At 71.2% G+C, this 19,330-nt stretch carries 19 protein-coding genes and 3 pseudogenes; 16 read left to right on the top strand and 6 right to left on the bottom strand.

Features of this window, described 5'->3' with window-relative positions:
• Positions 1 to 123: 123 nt before the first annotated feature.
• The 6 genes and pseudogenes from AC0666_RS19535 to AC0666_RS19510 all read left to right on the top strand — a co-directional run.
• Complete coding sequence (locus tag AC0666_RS19535; protein WP_361726284.1) at positions 124 to 738, top strand: TetR/AcrR family transcriptional regulator; 615 nt, start codon at positions 124 to 126, stop codon at positions 736 to 738.
• The gene (locus AC0666_RS19530; protein WP_478708012.1) at positions 722 to 2,356 is read left to right on the top strand and encodes an isovaleryl-CoA dehydrogenase; all 1,635 of its coding nucleotides are present in this window, start codon (positions 722 to 724) and stop codon (positions 2,354 to 2,356) included. Before AC0666_RS19535 ends, AC0666_RS19530 begins: the two co-directional genes overlap by 17 nt.
• A gap of 62 nt (positions 2,357 to 2,418) precedes the next feature.
• Positions 2,419 to 3,123 (top strand): ribonuclease H family protein, encoded by a 705-nt coding sequence (locus tag AC0666_RS19525; protein ID WP_468964934.1) that lies wholly within the window; start codon positions 2,419 to 2,421, stop codon positions 3,121 to 3,123.
• Between the two features lie 99 nt (positions 3,124 to 3,222).
• On the top strand, positions 3,223 to 5,856 hold the full coding sequence (lanKC, locus tag AC0666_RS19520) for a class III lanthionine synthetase LanKC (protein WP_478708011.1): 2,634 nt from the start codon (positions 3,223 to 3,225) through the stop codon (positions 5,854 to 5,856).
• The gene (locus AC0666_RS19515) at positions 5,853 to 5,987 is read left to right on the top strand and encodes a SapB/AmfS family lanthipeptide (RefSeq protein ID WP_267799330.1); all 135 of its coding nucleotides are present in this window, start codon (positions 5,853 to 5,855) and stop codon (positions 5,985 to 5,987) included. The genes lanKC and AC0666_RS19515 overlap by 4 nt, the downstream gene beginning before the upstream one ends.
• Before the next feature lie 67 nt (positions 5,988 to 6,054).
• Positions 6,055 to 7,299: pseudogene (locus AC0666_RS19510) on the top strand (ABC transporter transmembrane domain-containing protein); the annotation flags it as partial.
• Between the two features lie 5 nt (positions 7,300 to 7,304).
• Here AC0666_RS19510 and AC0666_RS19505 read toward each other — a convergent pair.
• A pseudogene (locus tag AC0666_RS19505) lies at positions 7,305 to 7,982 on the bottom strand (transposase); the annotation flags it as partial.
• 412 nt (positions 7,983 to 8,394) lie between these two features.
• Between AC0666_RS19505 and AC0666_RS19500 the strand changes: the two are divergent.
• The 3 genes from AC0666_RS19500 to AC0666_RS19490 all read left to right on the top strand — a co-directional run bounded on the left by AC0666_RS19500 (position 8,395) and on the right by AC0666_RS19490 (position 10,229).
• Positions 8,395 to 9,191 (top strand): IS5 family transposase gene (locus tag AC0666_RS19500; protein ID WP_478708094.1). Its coding sequence is split into 2 segments (ribosomal slippage): positions 8,395 to 8,730 and positions 8,733 to 9,191, totalling 795 coding nucleotides; the frame shifts between segments, so codons are not numbered across the junction.
• A 228-nt stretch (positions 9,192 to 9,419) separates the two neighbouring features.
• Positions 9,420 to 9,632: a cold-shock protein gene (locus tag AC0666_RS19495; protein WP_467259388.1), complete on the top strand. Its 213-nt coding sequence runs from the start codon at positions 9,420 to 9,422 to the stop codon at positions 9,630 to 9,632.
• 204 nt (positions 9,633 to 9,836) lie between these two features.
• Positions 9,837 to 10,229 carry a hypothetical protein gene (locus AC0666_RS19490; RefSeq protein WP_478708010.1) on the top strand — a complete coding sequence of 131 codons (393 nt, stop codon included), beginning with the start codon at positions 9,837 to 9,839 and terminating at the stop codon, positions 10,227 to 10,229.
• A 303-nt stretch (positions 10,230 to 10,532) separates the two neighbouring features.
• Here the strand turns inward: AC0666_RS19490 and AC0666_RS19485 are convergent, their stop codons facing one another.
• The 3 genes from AC0666_RS19485 to AC0666_RS19475 all read right to left on the bottom strand — a co-directional run bounded on the left by AC0666_RS19485 (position 10,533) and on the right by AC0666_RS19475 (position 11,609).
• Positions 10,533 to 10,763, bottom strand: coding sequence for a response regulator transcription factor (locus AC0666_RS19485; RefSeq protein WP_478708009.1), 231 nt, complete (start codon positions 10,761 to 10,763; stop codon positions 10,533 to 10,535).
• A gap of 262 nt (positions 10,764 to 11,025) precedes the next feature.
• Positions 11,026 to 11,253, bottom strand: a complete 228-nt coding sequence (locus AC0666_RS19480) for a hypothetical protein (protein WP_468973828.1) — start codon at positions 11,251 to 11,253, stop codon at positions 11,026 to 11,028.
• Between the two features lie 23 nt (positions 11,254 to 11,276).
• Positions 11,277 to 11,609, bottom strand: coding sequence for a DUF6233 domain-containing protein (locus tag AC0666_RS19475; RefSeq protein WP_478708008.1), 333 nt, complete (start codon positions 11,607 to 11,609; stop codon positions 11,277 to 11,279).
• A 410-nt stretch (positions 11,610 to 12,019) separates the two neighbouring features.
• Here AC0666_RS19475 and AC0666_RS19470 point away from each other — a divergent pair, with 410 nt between their 5' ends.
• The 3 genes and pseudogenes from AC0666_RS19470 to AC0666_RS19460 all read left to right on the top strand — a co-directional run.
• Positions 12,020 to 12,970 (top strand): RNA-binding protein, encoded by a 951-nt coding sequence (locus AC0666_RS19470; RefSeq protein WP_478708007.1) that lies wholly within the window; start codon positions 12,020 to 12,022, stop codon positions 12,968 to 12,970.
• A gap of 248 nt (positions 12,971 to 13,218) precedes the next feature.
• On the top strand, positions 13,219 to 13,554 hold the full coding sequence (locus tag AC0666_RS19465; RefSeq protein WP_478708006.1) for a hypothetical protein: 336 nt from the start codon (positions 13,219 to 13,221) through the stop codon (positions 13,552 to 13,554).
• A gap of 145 nt (positions 13,555 to 13,699) precedes the next feature.
• Positions 13,700 to 14,146: pseudogene (locus AC0666_RS19460) on the top strand (ATP-binding protein); the annotation flags it as partial.
• Here the strand turns inward: AC0666_RS19460 and AC0666_RS19455 are convergent.
• A complete protein-coding gene (locus AC0666_RS19455) occupies positions 14,143 to 14,649 on the bottom strand; it encodes a hypothetical protein (RefSeq protein WP_478708005.1) in 507 nt (168 codons plus the stop codon). The pseudogene AC0666_RS19460 and the gene AC0666_RS19455 overlap by 4 nt on opposite strands.
• Before the next feature lie 158 nt (positions 14,650 to 14,807).
• On the opposite strand from AC0666_RS19455, the gene AC0666_RS19450 reads away from it, so the two are divergent.
• The 3 genes from AC0666_RS19450 to AC0666_RS19440 all read left to right on the top strand — a co-directional run bounded on the left by AC0666_RS19450 (position 14,808) and on the right by AC0666_RS19440 (position 16,960).
• Entirely contained in the window at positions 14,808 to 15,038 is a 231-nt protein-coding gene (locus AC0666_RS19450; protein ID WP_478708004.1) for a hypothetical protein, read from the top strand.
• A gap of 718 nt (positions 15,039 to 15,756) precedes the next feature.
• Positions 15,757 to 16,023 (top strand): hypothetical protein, encoded by a 267-nt coding sequence (locus AC0666_RS19445; RefSeq protein WP_478708003.1) that lies wholly within the window; start codon positions 15,757 to 15,759, stop codon positions 16,021 to 16,023.
• An 85-nt stretch (positions 16,024 to 16,108) separates the two neighbouring features.
• Entirely contained in the window at positions 16,109 to 16,960 is an 852-nt protein-coding gene (locus AC0666_RS19440) for a hypothetical protein (protein ID WP_478708002.1), read from the top strand.
• A 198-nt stretch (positions 16,961 to 17,158) separates the two neighbouring features.
• On the opposite strand, the gene AC0666_RS19435 is transcribed toward AC0666_RS19440, so the two are convergent.
• Positions 17,159 to 17,788, bottom strand: a complete 630-nt coding sequence (locus AC0666_RS19435) for a TnsA-like heteromeric transposase endonuclease subunit (protein ID WP_478708001.1) — start codon at positions 17,786 to 17,788, stop codon at positions 17,159 to 17,161.
• 529 nt (positions 17,789 to 18,317) lie between these two features.
• Here AC0666_RS19435 and AC0666_RS19430 point away from each other — a divergent pair.
• Positions 18,318 to 18,947 carry a class I SAM-dependent methyltransferase gene (locus AC0666_RS19430; RefSeq protein WP_478708000.1) on the top strand — a complete coding sequence of 210 codons (630 nt, stop codon included), beginning with the start codon at positions 18,318 to 18,320 and terminating at the stop codon, positions 18,945 to 18,947.
• Positions 18,948 to 19,330 lie beyond the last annotated feature (383 nt).

Below are 19,330 nucleotides of genomic sequence, written 5' to 3'. Positions count from 1 at the left end.
CGGGCCCGTGCCCATGGCGGCCGCAGCCACAGTCGCCCCGCCGGGCCATGGCGTCCGCCCCTACCGGACCGCCTCCGCCGGAGGTCTGGCGTGAAGCAGTGAATCGGTGCTTCAATCCTTCACATGCCCTATCGACGACCGCCTGCCGTACAGGCCCGCCTCGACGCCCGGCGCGACCGCGTGCTCGAAGCCGCCGTCCGCCTGCTCTCCCGTGAGGGGTACGCCGGCTGCTCGGTCGCCGCCATCGCGGCCGAGGCGAAGATCTCCACCGGCAGCGTCTACCAGTCGTTCTCCGGCAAGTCCGAGCTGGCCGCCGCCCTCTTCCGGACCCTGGTGGCCCGCGAGGTGCAGGCGGTCGCCGCCGCCGCGGACCGGCCCGGAACGGCGGCCGAGCGGGTGGCCGCCGCCGTCGAGACCTTCGCCGCCCGCGCCTTGCAGGCCCCGCGACGCGCCTTCGCCCTGCTGGCCGAGCCGGCCGACCCGGCGGTCGACACCGAACGGCTCGTCTTCCGCCGTGCGTTCCGCGACGTGTACGCCCGGCAGATCGCCGCGGGCGTGGCCACCGGTGAACTCCCCGCGCAGTCGCCCGAGCTGACCGCGGCCGCGCTGGTCGGCGCCATCGCCGAAGCACTCGTCGGGCCGCTCGCCGACGGCGACGCCGCCCCCGGCGAGGTCATCCCCGCCCTGATCACCTTCACCCTGCGTGCCCTGGGAGGACACGATGCCGCAGACGCATGAGGTCACCAACCAGGTGCCCCCGCACCACGGTTACGACGCGGCGGCCGACCCCGCCCTGCTGGAGGCGGTCTCCCGCGAGGGTGCGGAATGGGCCGTACCCGAGATCCACCGGCTGGGCGTCCTCGCCGGCTCGGAGCAGGCCGCGGAGTGGGGGCGCCTCGTCAACGAGAACCCGCCGGTGCTGCGCACCCACGACCGCTACGGCCACCGCATCGACGAGGTGGAGTTCCACCCGTACTGGCACGAGCTCATGCGGACCGCCGTCACCCACGGCCTGCACGCCGCACCCTGGGCGGAGGCGCAGCCGGGCGCGCACGTGGCGCGGGCCGCCAAGTTCCTCGTCTGGGGACAGGTCGAGGCGGGCCACTCCTGCCCCGTGTCCATGACGTACGCGGCGGTGCCCGCCCTGCGCGCGACCCCCGCGCTGGCGCAGTGGCTGGAACCGCTCCTGGCGTCCCGCACGTACGACTTCGGACTGCGCCGGCCCGACACCAAGGGCGGCCTGATCGCGGGCATGTCGATGACCGAGAAGCAGGGCGGCTCCGACGTACGCGCCAACACCACGACCGCGGTCCCCGCCGGGGACGGAACCTACCGGCTGACCGGGCACAAGTGGTTCACCTCCGCCCCCATGTCGGACGTCTTCCTGACGCTGGCGCAGGCCCCCGGGGGCCTGTCCTGCTTCCTGCTGCCGCGGGTACTGCCGGACGGCACCCGCAACCGGCTGCTGCTCCAGCGCCTCAAGGACAAGCTGGGCAACCGCTCCAACGCCTCCGCCGAGATCGAGTACGACGAGGCCTTCGGCTGGCTGGTGGGGGAAGAGGGGCGCGGGGTCGCCACCATCATCGAGATGGTCAACATGACCCGCCTCGACTGCGTCCTGGGCGGCGCCTCCGGCATGCGGCTCGGCGTCATCCGCGCCGTCCACCACGCCACTCACCGGCGTGCCTTCGGCAAGGCGCTGATCGACCATCCGCTGATGCGCAACGTCCTGGCCGACCTGGCACTGGAGTCGGAGGCTGCGACCGCCGTCGCCCTGCGCCTCGCGGGCGCCACCGACCGGGTGGCGCAGGGCGGTTCCGACGAGGCACTGCTGCGTCGGCTGGGGCTGGCCGTGACCAAGTACTGGGTCTGCAAGCGGGCGCCGGGTCATGCGGCGGAGGCGCTGGAATGCCTGGGCGGCAACGGGTACATCGAGGATTCCGGCATGCCGCGCCTCTACCGCGAGGCCCCGCTGTCGTCCATCTGGGAAGGCTCCGGCAACGTCGCCGCCCTCGACTCGCTGCGGGCGATGGCGCGCCAGCCGGAGACGGTCGAGGCCTTCTTCGCGGAGGTGGGCCTGGCGGCCGGCGCCGACCGGCATCTGGACGCGGCGGTGGCCGCCCTCCACAAGCAGCTGGCCGATCCGGCCGAGGCGGAGTACCGGGCCCGGCAGCTCACCGAGACCATGGCCCTGGTCCTCCAGGCCGCCCTGCTGACCCGCCACGCCCCCGCCGCGGTCGCGGACGCCTTCTGCGCCTCCCGCCTCGGCGGCGAGCACGGCGGCGCCTACGGAACCCTGCCCACCGGAGTCGACACGGAGGCCGTCCTCTCCCGTGTCCGCACCGGTGCCGCCTGAGGCGGCCGGCACGCCGGGACACCCGAATTCATAGCAGGGCGGCTCTGGTGCATGATCGGGGGATGTCTGATCGCATCATTGCCGCCTGCGACGGGGCGGCGAAGGGAAATCCGGGCCCGGCCGGCTGGGCCTGGGTCATCGCCGACGAGCAGGGGCGTCCGGAACGCTGGGAGGCCGGACCGCTCGGCCGTGCCACCAACAACGTGGGAGAGCTCACCGCACTGCAGCGGCTGCTGGAGGCCCTCGCGCCGGGGACGGCCGTCGAGGTCCGGATGGACTCCCAGTACGCCATGAAGGCCGTCACCCAGTGGCTGCCCGCCTGGAAGCGCAACGGGTGGAAGACCGCCGCGGGCAAGCCGGTGGCCAACCGGGAGCTCGTCGAGCAGATCGACGCGCTCCTGACCGAGCGGGACGTGGAGTTCCGCTACGTTCCCGCGCACCGCGAGGACGGCGACCACCTCAACGCCATCGCCGACCAGGCCGCCAGCGACGCCGCCGCCACCCAGCAGCCCGCCGGAACCGCCCTCGGCACTGCCACCATGCCGGTTCCGGCGCCCGCCCGTGCCACCTCGGCTCCGCGCCGCACGACCGGTACCGCGGCCAAGAAGCCGGCGTCCACCCGCGCTCGCGCCTCCATCAAGGCCAAGTTCCCCGGCACCTGCCCCTGCGGCCGGTCCTACGCGGCCGGCGAGATGATCGCCAAGGTCGGCGCCCGCTGGGGACACCCCGACTGCGGCGGCGCCCGGTCGGAGGTCGCCCCCGCCTGAACTCGTGCGTACTGCACACCCAGGCGGTGACAGCCGTTACTGTCGCCGCCCCCTTCCTCCGTGACACCTTCGGTCCTGCCGCCGACCGAAGGAGCAGGAGTGAACAAGGGGTACGCCGCGTTCTGCGACGCCGACCGCTGGTTCTACGACGCGCCGTACCGGCGGGCCGAGGAGAGCTACCCGGCCGCGCTCGCCCCCGTACCGCCGGGGTGGCGCTCGCACCGCAGCGGGGACTGGCTCGCCCTGCGCCCCGAAGGGATCCGACTGCCCTCCCAGGGCTGGAAGATCCACGTCTCGGCCACGCTCGACAACGCCGAATCCCTCCTCGCCGAGGTCCACGCCTACTGCACCGCCCGCCGCATCGCGTTCAAGTTCGTACCCAGCCGGTACCTGCTGCACCTGCGCAACGCCAAGTACGCCGACCGTGCGGCGAGCGGGAAGTTCATCACCGTCTACCCGGCCGACGAGGAGCAGTGCCGCGAGATCGCCGAGGACCTCGACGCCCTGCTGGCCGGCTCGCCCGGCCCGTACATCCTCAGCGATCTGCGCTGGAGCGCCGGCCCGGTCCACCTGCGCTACGGCAGCTTCACCCTGCGGCACTGCTACGACGAGCACGGGGAACTCGTACCGGCCGTCGAGGCACCCGACGGGCGGCTCGTCCCGGACCGGCGCGGCCCCGCCTTCCAACTGCCCGACTGGCTCGAACCGCCCGCCTTCCTCAAGCCCCACCTCGACGCCCGCTCCGCCGTCACCCTCACCGGCGTGCCCTACACGATCGAACGCGCCCTGCACTTCTCCAACGGGGGCGGCGTCTACGCCGGCGAGGACACCCGCACCGGCGAGGCCGTGGTGCTCAAGGAGGCCCGCCCGTACGCGGGCCTCGCCGCCGACGGAGCCGACGCCGTGACCCGGCTGCGCCGCGAGCAGAGCGCGCTGGAGCAGCTCGCGGGCCTGGACTGCGTACCGGCGGTCCGCGGCACCTTCACCGTCGGCGACCACCACTTCCTGGTCCTGCAGTACCTCGAAGGCAAACCGCTCAACACCTACTTCGCCCACCGGCACCCGCTGATCGAGGCCGACCCCGAGCCCGCGCAGCTCGCCGCGTACACCGACTGGGCCCTCACCATCCACCGGCGGGTGACCGAAGCCGTCGAAGCCGTGCACGCCCGCGGCATCGTCTTCAACGACCTCCACCTCTTCAACATCATGGTGGCGGAGGATGAGAACGGCGAACCCTCCGTCGCCCTCCTGGACTTCGAGGCCGCCGCCCACGTCGACGAAGGGCTGCGGCAGACCGTCGCCAATCCCGCCTTCGTCGCCCCGGCCGAACGGCGCGGCTTCGCCGTCGACCGCTACGCCCTCGCCTGCCTGCGGCTCGCCCTGTTCCTCCCGCTGACCAGCCTCCTCGCCCTGGACCGGGCCAAGGCCGTGCACCTGGCCGCCCTCGCGGCCGAGCAGTTCCCGGTACCCCGCGCCTTCCTCGACGAGGCCGTCGAGGAGATCCTGTCCGGCGTCCCGGACACGCCCGGCGGGCGCCTGCCTGCGCCGACCGGACCGTACCTGCCCGTCGAACCGCGCGACTGGGACGCGGCCCGCACCTCGATGACCGCGGCCCTGCGCGCCTCGGCCACCCCGGAGCGCGAGGACCGGCTCTTCCCGGGGGACATCGCCCAGTTCGCGACACCCGGCGGCGGCACCAACTTCGGCTACGGCGCAGCCGGCGTCCTCCACGCCCTCGCCGAGACCGGCGCCGAACCCTGGCCCGAAGCCGAGCAATGGCTCCTGGACCGGACCGCGCAACCGGCCTCCGGCACCCCGCTCGGCTTCTACGACGGGCTGGCCGGCATCGCCTGGACGCTGAACCGGCTCGGCCACCCGGACCGCGCCCTCTCGCTCGCCGACCGCATCCTGCACGAGCCCTGGGAGGGCCTCGGAACCGACCTGCACAGCGGCCTCGCCGGGATCGGACTGGCCCTCGACGCCCTCGGGACGGCGAGCGGCGAGCCCGCACTGCACGCCGCGGCCCTGCGCTGCGCAGAGCTGGCCACCGGTGCCCAGCAGCGGCCCGCCCGCGCGGGACTGCTCCACGGCAACAGCGGGCCGGCCCTGCTGCTCCTGCGCCTCTACGAGCGCACCGGCGACCGGGATCTGCTGGCCAAGGCCGGCCTCGCCCTGCACCGCGACCTGGACCGCTGCGTCACCAGCGCCTACGGCACCCTCCAGGTGAACGAGGGCTGGCGCACGATGCCGTACCTCGGCGCAGGCAGCGTCGGCATCGGCATGGTGCTCGACGACTGGCTGGAGCACGGCGCGGAGGAGCGCTTCGAGGAGGCCCGCCGCCAGATCGTCAAGGCGGCGCAGGCCACCTTCTACGCCCAGCCCGGCCTGTTCCGCGGCGCCGCCGGCATGATCCTCCACCTCGGGCGGACCACCACCCCCGGCCCAGGCACCCGGCAGGGCGACATCGCCCGCCAGATCGAGGCCTTGGCCCGGCACGGGGTCCCGTACCAGGGGCACCTGGCCTTCCCCGGCGAGCAGATGATGCGGCTCTCGATGGACCTCGCCACCGGCACGGCCGGCGCCCTCCTCGCCCTCGGCAGCGCAGCGCCCGGCGGGCGCGCACAGCTGCCGTTCCTCCCGCCGCTGCGGCGTTCCGCGGCGGCCCCCAAGCCGGTCCCGTTCGGGACCGTGACCCATCGGAACACTCACGAGAAGAAGAGGAATCTGACATGACGCTTCTTGACCTGCAGTCGATGGAGACCCCCAAGGAAGAGATCACCGAGGCCGCGATGACCGGCGGTGGCAGCCGGGCCAGTCTGCTGCTCTGCGGCGACAGCAGCCTGAGCGTCACGACCTGTAACTGACCCAGGTCGCTCGGGCCCGGGCGGTTCGCCGCCCGGGCCCGCACCCCTGTTCTGGAGGCATCCGCGGATGACCCCGCCCGACCTGCCGGCCCCGGGAGCCGCCGAGACACCGTCGGCCGCACGCTCCGCCGACCGTGCCCTCGCCGCCGCCACCCGGCACAGCGCAGGGCGCACCGCAGCCGTCCTCGGCTGTGCCGTCACCGCCGCCGGGGCGGCCCTCGCCGAACCGGCCGTCCTCGGCCACACCCTCGACCTGCTGCTGCGCCGCGACCCGGCCGGCCCCCGGTGGACCCTGCTGTGCACCGCGGTCATCGCGGCCGAGGTCCTGCTCGACGCGGCCGCCGCACGGCTGACCGGCGCGGTCGACGGCCGCTCCGCCGCCTGGTGGCGCAGGCTCGGCCTGGCCCGTCTGCTGGGCACGGCGCCGCACCACGCCGCCCGCTACGCACCGGGCGAGCTCGCCGCCCGGCTGACCGCCCATGCCACCGAGGCGGGGAAGGTCCCGGCCGCCCTCGCCTCCGCTGCCGCCGCCGTCCTTCCGCCGCTCGGCGGACTCCTCGCGCTGTTCCTCATCGACACGTGGACGGCCCTCGTCTTCCTCGCGGGACTGCCGCTGCTGGTCCTGTTGTTGCGGGCGTTCACGCGCGACTCCTCCACCAGCGTCGCCCGCTACCAGCAGGCACAGCTCGCGACGGCCGGCCGTCTCGTCGAGGCCCTCGCCGGGGCCCGGACCATCGCCGCCGCCGGGACCGCCGCCCGCGAACGGGCTCGGATCCTCGACCGGTTGCCCGAACTGGACGCCGAGGGCCGGCGCATGTGGCGGGTCTACGGCAGTACGTCGGCCCGGTCCGCCGCCCTCATGCCGCTGCTCCTGTACGCCGTGCTCGCCGTGGCCGGCCTGCGGCTGTCGGCCGGAGCCCTCGGCGTCGGCGAGCTGCTCGCAGCCGTCCGCTACGCCGGCCTCGCCGCCGGGATCGGCGCGGTGACCGGCGCCCTCGCCGCGGTGGTACGCGGCCGGGCCGCCGCCGGGCGGACCGCCGCCCTCCTCACGCTGCCCGTACGGGAGCACGGCCGGGCGGAGCTGCCCCCGGGCGGCCCCGGAACGCTGGAGCTGCGCGCGGTCCGCGTGGTGCGCGGGGGATCGGTGGTGCTGCGCGGGGTCGACCTGCGGATCCCGGGCGGGAGCAGCGTGGCCGTGGTGGGCCGTTCCGGTGCGGGCAAGACGGTGCTCGCCGCCGTGGCCGGTCGGCTGGCCGACCCCGACGCCGGCCAGGTGCTGCTGGACGGGGTCCCGCTGGCGGAGCTGCCCGCCGACGTACTGCGCCGCGAGGTGGGCCACGCCTTCGACCGGCCGGTGCTGCTCGGCCGGCTGAGGCGTGAGTGGGCTCGGTTGACGGACTTCTGTTTGGTGGTGAGGTCCTTGCCGGGCCGGCGCCGGCTCGGGACGGCGACTCCGTCGCCGGCTCCGTGGTAGGCCTTGTCCGCCAGAATCGGGATGCCCAGGCGGATACAGGTGGCGATGATCCGATGCCGGCGGGCCGCGGTCAGATCGTGGGCACGGCCCGCCAGAGCGGGTGAGATCCACACCAGCGTCCCGTCGGGAGCGGTGATGACCTGCACGTTCACCCCGTGACGGCGGTGTTTGCCGGAGTAGTCGGCGCGACCGTCACCGACCCGGTCGCATTCGACGAGTGTGCCGTCGAGCAGGACGTATTTGGCGTCCGCGGCTTTCAGCGCTGCGGTCAGGCCCGGTGCCCGGGCGGCCAGGAGTGCCACGACGGTGTGGACGTATGCGTGGGCGGTGCCCACGCTGATACCGAACCCGGCCGCGATCTGGGCCAGGGTGTCGTTCTTCCGTAAGTACACCAGGGCAGCCATCGCCCGGCTCGAGGGTGGAAGCTTGCACCGCCGGTCACCCTCCCGGGTGACGATCAGCATCGTGACCCACTCCACGAGTGCATGCGGGACATCGAGTACGGCACGATAGGGAACCAACGGAGCCCCAAGGCTGAAGAGTTGAGCTTAGACACCTTGCTCAACAGCCCTGGGGCTCCGCCCGTTCCACGGCCACCGTCCCATCACCCGATCAGTGGCCAAGCTGAAAATGCTCAATGTTCGATGGCACACGTTCAAGGTTCGTTGACACGGGACACCACCGAAGGGTTCAACCCGGCAATTCGCGCGCAATCGCTGAAAAGCGACGCCAAGAATGGGCCCTCCAGTCGACGAACTCGGCACGCCCGGTATGGATCGACCTGCGATCATCTGACGGGCCCGCAGATGGCCCCTGGTGACCTTTTTGGCTGCCGAGTCGCCCTCCGGCTACTGGAAATGGGGGACCTGGGCGGGGTGATGTGACTTAGACGTTGTCTCATTTGGAGTGCTGGGTAGTCTGCACCGTGTGGTGATGGTCGAGCGCATGGTGCCGGACGAACTGTGGGACCTGTTTCAGCGAGTGGTCCCACCTGCTCCATCACGGCCGCAGGGTGGCGGCCGGCGCCGGTACGGGGATCGTGAGGTGCTGGCCGCGATCATCTTCGTTGCCACGACGGGTTGCACCTGGCGGCAGTTGCCGCCGGTCTTCGGCCCGTCGGGGCCAACCGCGCACCGCCGCTTCACCGAGTGGACCGACGCCCGGGTCTGGGCGAAGCTGCACCGCGTCATCCTCGACGAGCTGGGCTCGCGCGGAGAGCTGGACTGGTCGCGTTGCGCGATCGACTCGGTGAACATGCGGGCCCTGAAAGGGGGGACCTGACAGGTCCGAATCCTGTAGACCGGGGCAAGAAAGGCTCGAAGATCCACTTGATCACCGAGCGGACCGGTTTACCCCTCTCGATCGGGATCTCCGGCGCGAACCTGCACGACAGCCAGGCACTCGAGCCGCTCGTGCGCGGCATCCCGCCGATCCGCTCCCGCCGCGGCCAGCGCAGACGACGGCCCGCCAAGCTGCACGCAGACAAAGGCTACGACTACGATCACCTGCGCCGATGGCTGGGCAAGCGAGGTATCCGCCACCGCATCGCCCGCAAGGGCATCGAGTCTTCCACCCGGCTGGGCCGGCATCGCTGGACGATCGAGCGCACGATGTCCTGGCTGGGCGGCTGCCGCCGTTTGCACCGCCGCTACGAACGCAAGGCCGAACACTTCCTGGCCTTCACCGCCATCGCCTGCAGCCTCATCTGCTACCGCCGACTCGCCAAATGAGACGACGTCTTAGCGCCACAGGTGGCGGATGAGCGCCGTAGTTGGCGGCGCGCGCTATCTGGCGGCTGCGGATGTCTTGACCGGCCTGCCCGCTCGCAGCAGGCCCTTCGGCTGGCAGTGCGTGACGGCGCTCATCTTTGGGCAGCACGTCCCATATACGGCCATGGTGGCCGCATGCCATGATCCACTTGGTGGCACTGGGGCCGCCGCACAATTCTTGGGGTGAACATGTCCGACCGGCAGACCGGCATCGTGAAGTGGTTCAACGACGAGAAGGGGTTCGGCTTCATCACGCCGGACGCGGGAGGTGACGACCTCTTCGTGCACTTCAAGGCCATTGAGGGCGATGGCTTCAAGTCCCTCAAGGAAGGTCAGCGGGTCTCGTTCGTCGCTGAGCGTGGGCAGAAGGGCATGCAGGCGGCGCAGGTCTACCCAGAGTAGCTACCACCGCAGACAGTGGGCGCCGTAGTTGGCGATACTCGGCCATCTGCGGCGCTCAGTCACGCGGGGTGAGCTGAGCGGCTGAGTGGGCCCCGCTGAGTTTTCGTTGGCGGCTGTCCAGCTGGCCGGTGCACCCGCTGACGTAGCACGCCCCCGGATCCGATAGCTTGAACGCGTTCAAGTCATCGGGTCAGGGGGTTGGTCATGCAGGCCGCTGCGCGAGCAAGTATTCATCCATGGCAGTTCGGCCTCGTGCTGTGCGCCGTGGTCACCCCCCTACCGGTGCTGATCGTGTGGTTCGCGGGTTCCGGCATCCCGGCGCTCGCCTTCGCGACCGCCGCGGTGGTCTCCGTGCCATTGTTCCTGTACGCCCGGCCGTCCGGCTTCGTCTACGTCGCGGGCACCATCGCGGCGCTGCTGGTGCTGTGGTCGTTCATCGGCGCCATGGCCGGAATGTTCCTGTTCTTCCCCTCGGCGCTGCAGCTCCTGCTGGCCACCGGGGCGGACCCGCGCGAACGCCCGACCTCCGCCAAGGTGATGGCCGGTGCCGGACTGCTTCTGTCGGCGGCGGTCGTGGTGCAGTCGTTGAGGCGCTGAGCGCTCCCAGAGGGTGTCCGGCTAGGGCCTGTTTTGGAAGTTGCTGGTGTGCTGGGTGGGTCGTCCGGGGAAGTCGCGGGCGGCCAGGTCCGCTCCCGTTTCTGCCGGGACCAGGCCAGAGCGCGCCGTGGTTCGAAGCCCCCGCACGTGCAGGTGCAGGTGCAGGTGCAGCGCAGTCTCTTCATCCGTTACGGCAGTTTCTGATCCCGGCGTCGGCCCGTTCGGGACTCCGGCTTCGGGGTCGTCTGGCATGCGCTTTCGTAGGTGGGCGCGGTGAAGCGGGGCGTCGTCGGATGGCGGGTGTCAGATTCCCATGGTGATGGCGATGCGGGTGAGGTCGGCGGTGGTGTGGGCGTTGAGCTTGGCGCGGATGCGGCGGAGGTAGGCGTCGACGGTGTGCTTGGAGAGTCCCATGTGGCGGGCGGTCTGCAGGTAGGTGCGGCCGGCGGCGATGTGGCGCAGGGCTTCCTCCTCGCGGGGGGCCAGGGAGGCTGCGGGGGCCTGGGTGTGCGGCTCGGTGAGGGTGAGGCTCATGGGATTTCCTCCGCCGGATCGGCTGGGTCATCACTGCTCGCACCCTCGGAAGCAGTAGGGGTAAATGCCCCTTTTGTCTCTTGTTAAAAGCCTGACCCACTGACTTCGCGAGAGTGTCCGCCGCCTGTCACAGGCGTGTGACAGACGGGCCGGACGCGCCCACCAGCGCCGCGACGACAGTCTCACCGGCCGCCTGACCTGCTGCTTCGCGCACCTGCCACAGCGCTGACCCCCGCCGGGTGGCGGCCAGCGCTGCCCACTCTCACTCCCGGCCGGTATCCGGGGCCCACGCGGCCGGCCCGCCGCCGCGCCACTCGATCAGCAGCGCATCGTCCAGATGGACGTCGTCGGGGTCCAGGCCGGCCCGGCGCAGCAATTCCAGAAGGTCGCCGGAGCTCAGGGCGCGGCCGAGGATCTCGCCGTCGCAGCGGATGCGGCGCCCGCCTTGGACGTCCGGCGGATAAACGATGACGCGCGGAGCACGGCTCATCCCTCCACCTTGGCCTCGCCCGGTCACTCCAGCACTCCGAGGGTGGTGTCGGCCCGGCAGTGGACACATGCGGGCACGCCTTCGGCGAGCAGCCGCCGTATCTGCTCCGGGTCGGCGGGGGCGCAGCGGTTGCCGGTGTCCCAGCAGTGACCGGTGTGGAGGCGGACCGGGAGCCGGCCCGCGCCTATCCCGCGCTCGACCAGCCACGCCGGTGGCTCGGGCGGCGGCTGCTGCGGGGTGGTGGCGGCCTCGCGCTCCTCCGCGGCGGCAAGGGCCTGTTCCGTGCGGCTGAGTTCACCGCGCAAGTAGGTGACCAGAGTCCGCAGCCGGGGCAGGTCGGGCGGCAGGACGGACACACTCAGCCCCCGTACTGCGCCTGCCGCGCGGCCTTGCACGACGCGCACAAGGGCGAGGCGCGGACCCCGTAACGGCATGTGAGGGTGTGGCAGCGCGAGCAAGGTCCGGTCTGGCTGGGAGCCCAGGTGACGGGCTGGGGTCTGGCGGGCGTCTCGGGGGTGGCCATGGCGGTCTCCTGGGCATGCGGACGGCATCACTCTTATTGGATCTCATGTTCGAATTCTGTGGCGAGCGCGGCGCGGGCATTCCACGCGCCGTGTTGTGACTGAGCGCGATAGCTGGCCCTTGAGCGTGTTACTTGGCCTCTGAGTGCGATAGATGGCCCGCAGGGCACCTTCTTGATCACTTTGATCAAGCTCTTTGAGACCGGGACTACGCTGGCACTCCTTCTGACCGCCCAGGGAGCAGCGTGCCGCCGTCCTACGTTCACCGCATCACCAAGTACGACCCCGCCGACCGTGACGAGCGCGGCTACTACATCGGCGCCGAGGACACGGTCAGCGACCACGGGCCTGTCGAAGCGGCGTACCTGGCGGCCATCGCCGCCTTCGCCGAGGCCTCGGAAATCGACCGGCTGGAGATCCGCGAACCTGCGGTGACCGGCTTCGTCCACTTCGGTACGGAGCCGCCGGTTGAGGGGCATGGCCTCGGCGGGCTCTTCCCGCCCGCCCTGACCGGCTACCACGACGGGGCCGCGGTCTCCCTTCCGGTTGCCCTGGAACTGGTCCGGGTCATGCTCCGTGACCAGGGCGCCTGGTGTCGGCTGGAGGTCGGGGACGAGTTCACAGTGCACGTCGGGTTTGATCAGTACGTGTACGTGGCCAGCAACCGGCCCTGTGAGGAAGCCGTGGCCCGTACGCGGGAACTCGGCCTCTTTCCGGAACCGCTGACGGCCTCGCCCTACGCGGCTGAGTTCGACGAGGCGGAAGTGACGGAGCCAGCCGGCGAGGACTTCTGGACGCGCGTGCGCACCGCGCTTGCCTCAAGGCAGACATTGCTCCTCGAGGAAACCTACGTCCGCAACGCCGCACGCTGGCACCGCCTCACGCCGGAGAACCTGGACACAGTGCGCGCTGGCCTCGGCCCGCGCGCCCTGCTGACCGTCTGGCCCGACCTGAACCCCGACATCGGGGCGGTACTCGCCGCGCTGCCCAAGGAGGGCTCCGTGGAGTTCGTCTGGGAGTCGCAGGACGGGACGATCAGCCACACGATCGTCGACGACACCGACTACCAGCAGCTCGCCATCCAAGTGGCCGATGCTCAAGCGGCCTGCGCCCTGCCCCTGTACCAAGACGAACACCACCCGGTGCTCTGCGCCGTCCTGCCGGACAGCGACGGAGTGTTGCGCGCCCGCTGGTGACCCGGTTCGCGCCGCTAGCGTGGCGCGGTCGGGCCGCCCCGACGCCTTCCCGGCCGTCGGGGAGGACGCCGGGCGGCGGCCTGCTCCGGCCAGAGCGGCGCAGGAGCGCTCGTCGCCAGTCTCGGCTGTCCCTGGCGGTGTCAAGTCCCGAAATCTCGGTGCATGACTCCGTGGGGGTGGCTCCGGCCTACTGGAACCGAGGCCAAGGGCGTCAGATGGGCGCCCTTCACTACCAGCAGGAGAAATCCATGGCTCGCAAGATCGGGAAGAACTCTGTGCGCCTGAGGGTCGCGATGATCGCGGTGGCGGCCGGAGCGGTCACGGGAGGCGTCGTCCTCCCCGCCACGACGGCGATGGCGGCCCCGACGACCGTGGCGGACGTCCCGGCGGACCCCCCGGTGGTGACCTGGGGGTACACCCCTCCGGCGGAGCCCGACAAGCCGCTGGAAATTCCGGACAAGGCTCCGCCGAATCCTTACGAGGAGCCGGAGGCCCCGGTGACCTGGGGGTACACCCCTCCGGCGGAGCAGGAAGAGCTTGACCCCAGCACCATCCTCGAGAAGGGCCTCGGCGGAGGAGAGTGACGGCGGCGGTGACCTCTGACCTGGTGGGGGCCCTTGTGGTCGTCGTTTCCCTCGGGCGGGCCTGCAAGCAGGGCCCGCGCTCGCGGTGGTCCCGGTCAGTCTCCGAGGTCCGTTCGTGCTGATGACGGGCTTGCCGTGGCGGGGCTTCGGGCTGGTCGGGGTGGGCAAAACGCACGTCGCTCAGGCCCCTCGGCCACCTCGCCGTCCGCCAGGGCGCGAACGTCCGTTTCACGAAGACCAGCCGGGTCCTGGCCGAGCTCGCCGGCGGCCACGCAGACCGCACCTGGGACAAGCGCATGCGCGAGCTGATTCGACCCGACGTCCTGATCCTGGACGACTTCGCCATGCGGCAGCTGAGCGCGGCCCAGGCCGACGACCTCTACGAACTGGTCTCCGAGCGGCGGGGTCGCTCGCTGATCATCACCAGTGACCGGGCTCCCAGCGACTGGTATCCGCTCTTCCCCAACCCCGTCGTCGCCGAGTCGCTGCTGGACCGGCTGATCAACGCAGCCACCACGTGATCATGAACGGCGCCAGCTACCGGCCGAACAAGCGCCCCAAGAATCCCGTCGACAAGCCTCCGACCACCTAGCGATCCGGCTCGGCAACATTCCACTCCCGAGGCAGGTCCTCGCCGCAGAAGACGCAGACGAAGCCCTCCTCCCGCACGATGTTCAGCTCCTGGCAGGAGCGGCAGCGGCGGAAGACCACCTCATGGGTGAAGCCGGACGGGCGCTGGACCCCGATCCGGTCCAGGGCCTCGGCCACGGCCGGCCATGAGATGACGTCCGGGCAGTATCCGGTCGACTGGTTGCTGACCTTCTCGACCTCCCACCGCCCGGACTCCTCATGGAAGCTCATCTCGCCGGCGCTCAGCACCTCTTCGCCACCGGCGCACACCACGTGCTCGCTGCGGCGCGGAGCAAGTCGCAGCACCCCGTCGGCGTCGACGACGAACGTGAACGGCTCGGCCAGCTCATCCGGGGTCAGCTCGGAGGCCCACACGCCGAAGTCCACCGCCGAGCGTATCCTCCGGCCCTCGCCACCCGCCCGGACGAGCTCCTTCAGCTCGGCCGGACCCACATACCGATACATCCGCCCCCGGGTCTCCACGATCACCAACCTAGCCCCTCACACAGCCAGGGCCTGATGAGGCCCTGGCCGCGGCCACCGGGCTGCTGGAGCACCCCGCGCAGCCACCACACAACGACTACTGGGCCGCCCACGCCCAAGTCCTGCTCTCCGGCTATCTCATGGCCGCCGCGGTCGACGGCTCGGGCGTGGAGACGATCCTCGCGTGGATTGCCGCCCCGGACGACGGCCGCCCGCTGGAACTGCTGCGCACGGGGCCGGTGCCCACCTGGGCGCAGGAGTGCGAGGCGATCCTGGCCCTCCCGGCCCATGATCTGAACTGCGTCCTGTTCACCGCCCGCGACGCCCTGCGGGCAAACCTTCAGCCGGCCGCGGGCAACGAGTCCGGCTGACCACCCGGCCATCACCGCCCCGCCCCGAGCCCGGCTGGCTCGGGGCGCGGGATGTCCCCGGCCGCGCTGCGCCCGGCCAGGCGCAGCGGCGAAGCCGGCCATGCCTGTCCCCGACGGGGCTGTCGGTGGTGGGGGAGAGCATGGAGAGATGAGCGCCGGTAGGGCGCCTGTCGGCCCGTACACGGGTATCGGCAGGCTGTGCGAGCAGGTCCGGGACGCCCTCGCGGAGTGGGCGCCCCGGCTGCCGGGCGACGCTGATACCGCCCGCCGCGAACTGCGCACGGCGGCCCTCCACGCCGCGGCGGCCGCCGACGCGCAGTCGGGAGCCGACGCGAGGGGGCGACCTTGTTGCGGCCCGGGCTGGATGCAGTCGGGCCATGGTGGCAGTCGGTCTGCCGATTGCCCTGCGATAGCCATGTGTCTGGGCTTTCCCCGGGGGAGCGGCGAGACGCCCTGACCGCGCGCGGGCTGCATCGTGTGCAACCCATTGCACCGGTGCGCGCGGGGTGCGCATCGGTGCGCCGCCGAGAGCAGAGCCCGGCGGCGGCCGTCGCCGCCCGCCGGTTCCACGATCCGGCCGTGGGACAGACCCGGCACAGAAGGCCGCGAAGGCGGCGAGCGGGCAGCAGCCGAAGAAGAAGCGGCCCGGCAAGGCGCAGCGCGAGGCGATCAAGCAGGCGCAGGCGGCGAAGAAAACCGGCGGCGGTAAGCCGGCCTCGTGCCGCTCGTGCGCGGCGGCGAACCTGGCAGCGGCAGCCTGCTGGCGCTGCTCGTGGTGCGCCCGGTCCAGGATGCGCTGGTTCGACGGGCTGGACATCACCGGCTGCGCGACGTCGGGGCGGCGGATCATCCCTCGACCGCCTTGGTGGCGCTTTCGTCCTCCCGCATCAGCGTCCGGACCCGGTCGCGGACAAGGGACTGCTACCTGAGCGGGATGATTGACGCAGCGCAAAAAGCCGTAATAACGCGTCAGTTCGACGAGTAGGCAGGGTATGCAGGGGCTTGGAGATCGTCAAGAAAGGAAAAGGGTTCAAATGTGGATAGAAACCACGAGGATCGGTGCCGTCGGAGTGCTGGCGTTGCTGTTGGCGACAGGAGCGGGTAGCGCGTTAGCGGCATCGGCCGAGGACCCGCCCCGGCCGCTGCCCAGCAGTGCGGAGTTGTCCGTCCGGCTGGGGGAGCGGGTCATCGTGACGACCGAGGCTATGAGGTCCGGGGACGCGTTCAGCGACGTCCGGGTGACCTCGCCGGCCTTCGCCGCCGATGGCACCTTCCGGATGGACGATCTCCTCCTCAAGGCGGTGGCGACAGTTTCCTGTACCACCGAGCCGGGTTCCTATGAGGTGCGGTTCGGCTCGCCTCTCGGCGACGAGAACGCCTCCAAGATCGACCGGTTGTGGGGCCGGATCCGGGTGGCGCCGGCCGATGCGGCGGATCGGGCGGAGTGCGCGCGGCAGGTGGCTGCGCGGCCGCCGGAGTCCATGGAAGAGCGCTACCCCGCAGGCATAGAATGGCCGGCGTCGCCCTGGGACGTGCGCTCCGTGCCGGCCAGCGGGGAACTCCATGCCGAGGACGGGCTGGAGATAGGCAACGACGGCATGGTCGAGCTGTCGTCCCCGGGGTTCACGCGGCCGGTGGTGATGCACGGAGACAAGCATGTGAGCGCCACGGTCCGGATCCGGTGCGACGCCCAACCCGGCGTCTACGTCGTGCACTGGAACGAGAAGGGCAAAACCGCCAAGGAGTGGGCCCGCTACCGAGTCACCTCACCCCTCGCCGACTGCCACGATCCCGTGCCCAGCCCCCAGGCCGGCGAAGCGGCATCTCCAGGCCACGGGTTCCTCGGGGCCGCTGCCGCCTTCGCCGCGGCTGGCGTCGGAACTTGGGCATTGCTGCGCCTGCGCCGCAAGGCATCCCGCTGAGGTGGCCGTCGACGCAGTGCCGGAGAGGCTCCCTTAACGGCCCCGATGCCCGACAAGAGCCTGTCGAAGGTGTGGGTACCCGGTGGGGGCGGCCGGGCGTCGTTTCTCGGAGTCCCAAGGCCTGCCCGGGGTGGTTTCGTTTGGTCCAGTCTGCCGGTCATCGGCGCGCGCCGCGGTCCCGGTTGTGCTGGGATTCGATCATGGACAGGCCTGAGCACAACACGGGAGGGTTTCCTCGTTCAGGGGACGGTCCCAGTCCATGGTCAGCAGGCCGTGCCACAGCTGGTGGTAGACGGCTGGCAGCGTCGCGATTGGGTCCCCGAGCCGGAGCGCGCCCCTGCCCAACGCGGTGGGCTCGGGGAACGCCCGCTGCAGCCGGGCAGCGGAGATCCCGACCGAGCACCGGGGATGCCGGTAGCCCGACAGCCACCGTGCGTTGGCCGTGACCACCGGATCCGCGGTAACCGCGGACCGGTGCTCCCAGCCGGCCTCCCGAGCACACGCCTCAACTACCCGCGCCCGGCCTGCGAGCCGCCCGGACGGTCCACCGCGCCCGGGGCAGTCCACGAGGTGCATCGCGCCGTCGGCCAGGGCCACGGCCAGGTCAGGGGTGTGGGTGACAACCCGTCCCCGTTCCTCCCACACGAACTCCACTGGCCGGCACGCGATGCCCACCACCTGCGGATCGCGGTCCAGCAGCATGACCGCGTCCCGCATCGCCGCGCTCCCGTATCCGACCAGACGGCTGGTGGTCGCGGACCACCACCATCCCGGAGCCAACCGCCGTCCGCGCCGTACCGGGAAACCACGTACGACCGGGTAGTCCATGGGCCGTAGCTCCCCGGTCGTGGTCCGCCATGGCAGCTGGACCACCACCCCGTCGGGCCCCACGAACCGAACGTTCACATGACGCGGATGCACCCTGCCCCCTCCGTCGATTCTGAGGCAAGACCACAGGCAAGCCCCCTTCCCCCTCAGTGGAAACGGGTCGACCAATCTGAGCAATGCGCAGATACACCGAGCCATACGATGCGGTGAAAAACTCTCAGACCAGCCCGAAGGCTCCTTCTGAATCTGCTGCATCTGGGGAGACAGCGCGTGCTCGGCGGAGGAGCATGAGCGCCAGCACCGCCACCGCAAACCGTGGGCAGGAGTTGGACTGCGCAGGTTGATTGAGCAGTGCGCAGTTTCGCTGATCCGAGACACGTGCTGTCCGGTCAGTGGATCTGGTACGGGATGATCTTTCCAGAATTTAGCTCTGATCCAGATTGAATCAGATGGGCTGCGCCCCTCACCGGTGTAGTCGGCATGGGGCCGGAGAACGGCTCTGACCGTGGACGGTGTTAGCTTCCTCCCCGTGACGGACCACCAGGAGCAGACGAGGACGGCCTATGACGGGGTCGTCGAGCTGTATGCGTCGATGTTCGCTAATCGGTTGGAGACGCAGCCGTTCGCGCGGAACATGATCGGCACCTTCGCCGAGCTGGTGCGTGAGACGGGGAACCTGCGGGTGGCCGATGTCGGATGCGGGCCTGGACATCTGACGGGCATGCTGCACGATCTGGGCCTGGACGTCTTCGGGCTCGATCTTTCCCCGGGCATGGTCGACCATGCCCGGCGGGCCCATCCGGCGTTGTGGTTCGACGAGGCGCGGATGGAGGCCCTGCCGGTCGAGGACGGCGCGCTCGGCGGCGTGCTGGCCCACTACTCGATGATCCACACTCCGCCCGGTGAACTGCCCACACTCCTCGCCGAGCAAGTACGCGTCCTGGCGCCCGGAGGCCTGCTCCTGGTCTCCTTCTTCGCGACCGAAGAGCCGGAGCCGATCCGCTTCGACCACAAGGTGACCCCCGCCTACAGCTGGCCGGCGGACCGCTTCGCCGACCTGCTGGCCGAAGCCGGGCTCGTCCCCTTCGCCCGGCTGCTCCACGATCCGGCCTCCGAACGGGGCTTCCTCGATGCCCACTTGCTGGCCCGCCTGGGCTAGAGGAGCACAGGGCCCGACGGATGGCCTCTTTACTGCTGCCAGCTCGGTCCGCGGAGCGGGCCGTGGTCTGAAGGCGGAGCCGGAAGACCCAGGGCGGGGGAGCGGAGCGGACCCGCCCAACCGGCCGGAGGCCCGGACCCCGTGAGACGGTGTCACCTCCCGCCGCGGAGCGCGGGAGCCCTGGGGCCTGCACAGCAGGCCCACTCTGGTGGAGCGCAGCGGAACCAGAGCCAGTCCGGAGCGAAGCGCAGGACTCCGGCCCGAAGGGCCGGCCATGGCTCGGAGCGAAGCGGAGAGCCGGGCCCGAAGGGCCCCGGCCGAGCGCAGCGAGGCCGTTCAGTCCTGAGCGCGCAGCGCTCAGGTACCCGCTCCGCGGGAGATCG

Source organism: Streptomyces sp. NPDC043680 (assembly GCF_056436685.1).
This window is presented reverse-complemented; position numbering and strand designations above follow the sequence as displayed.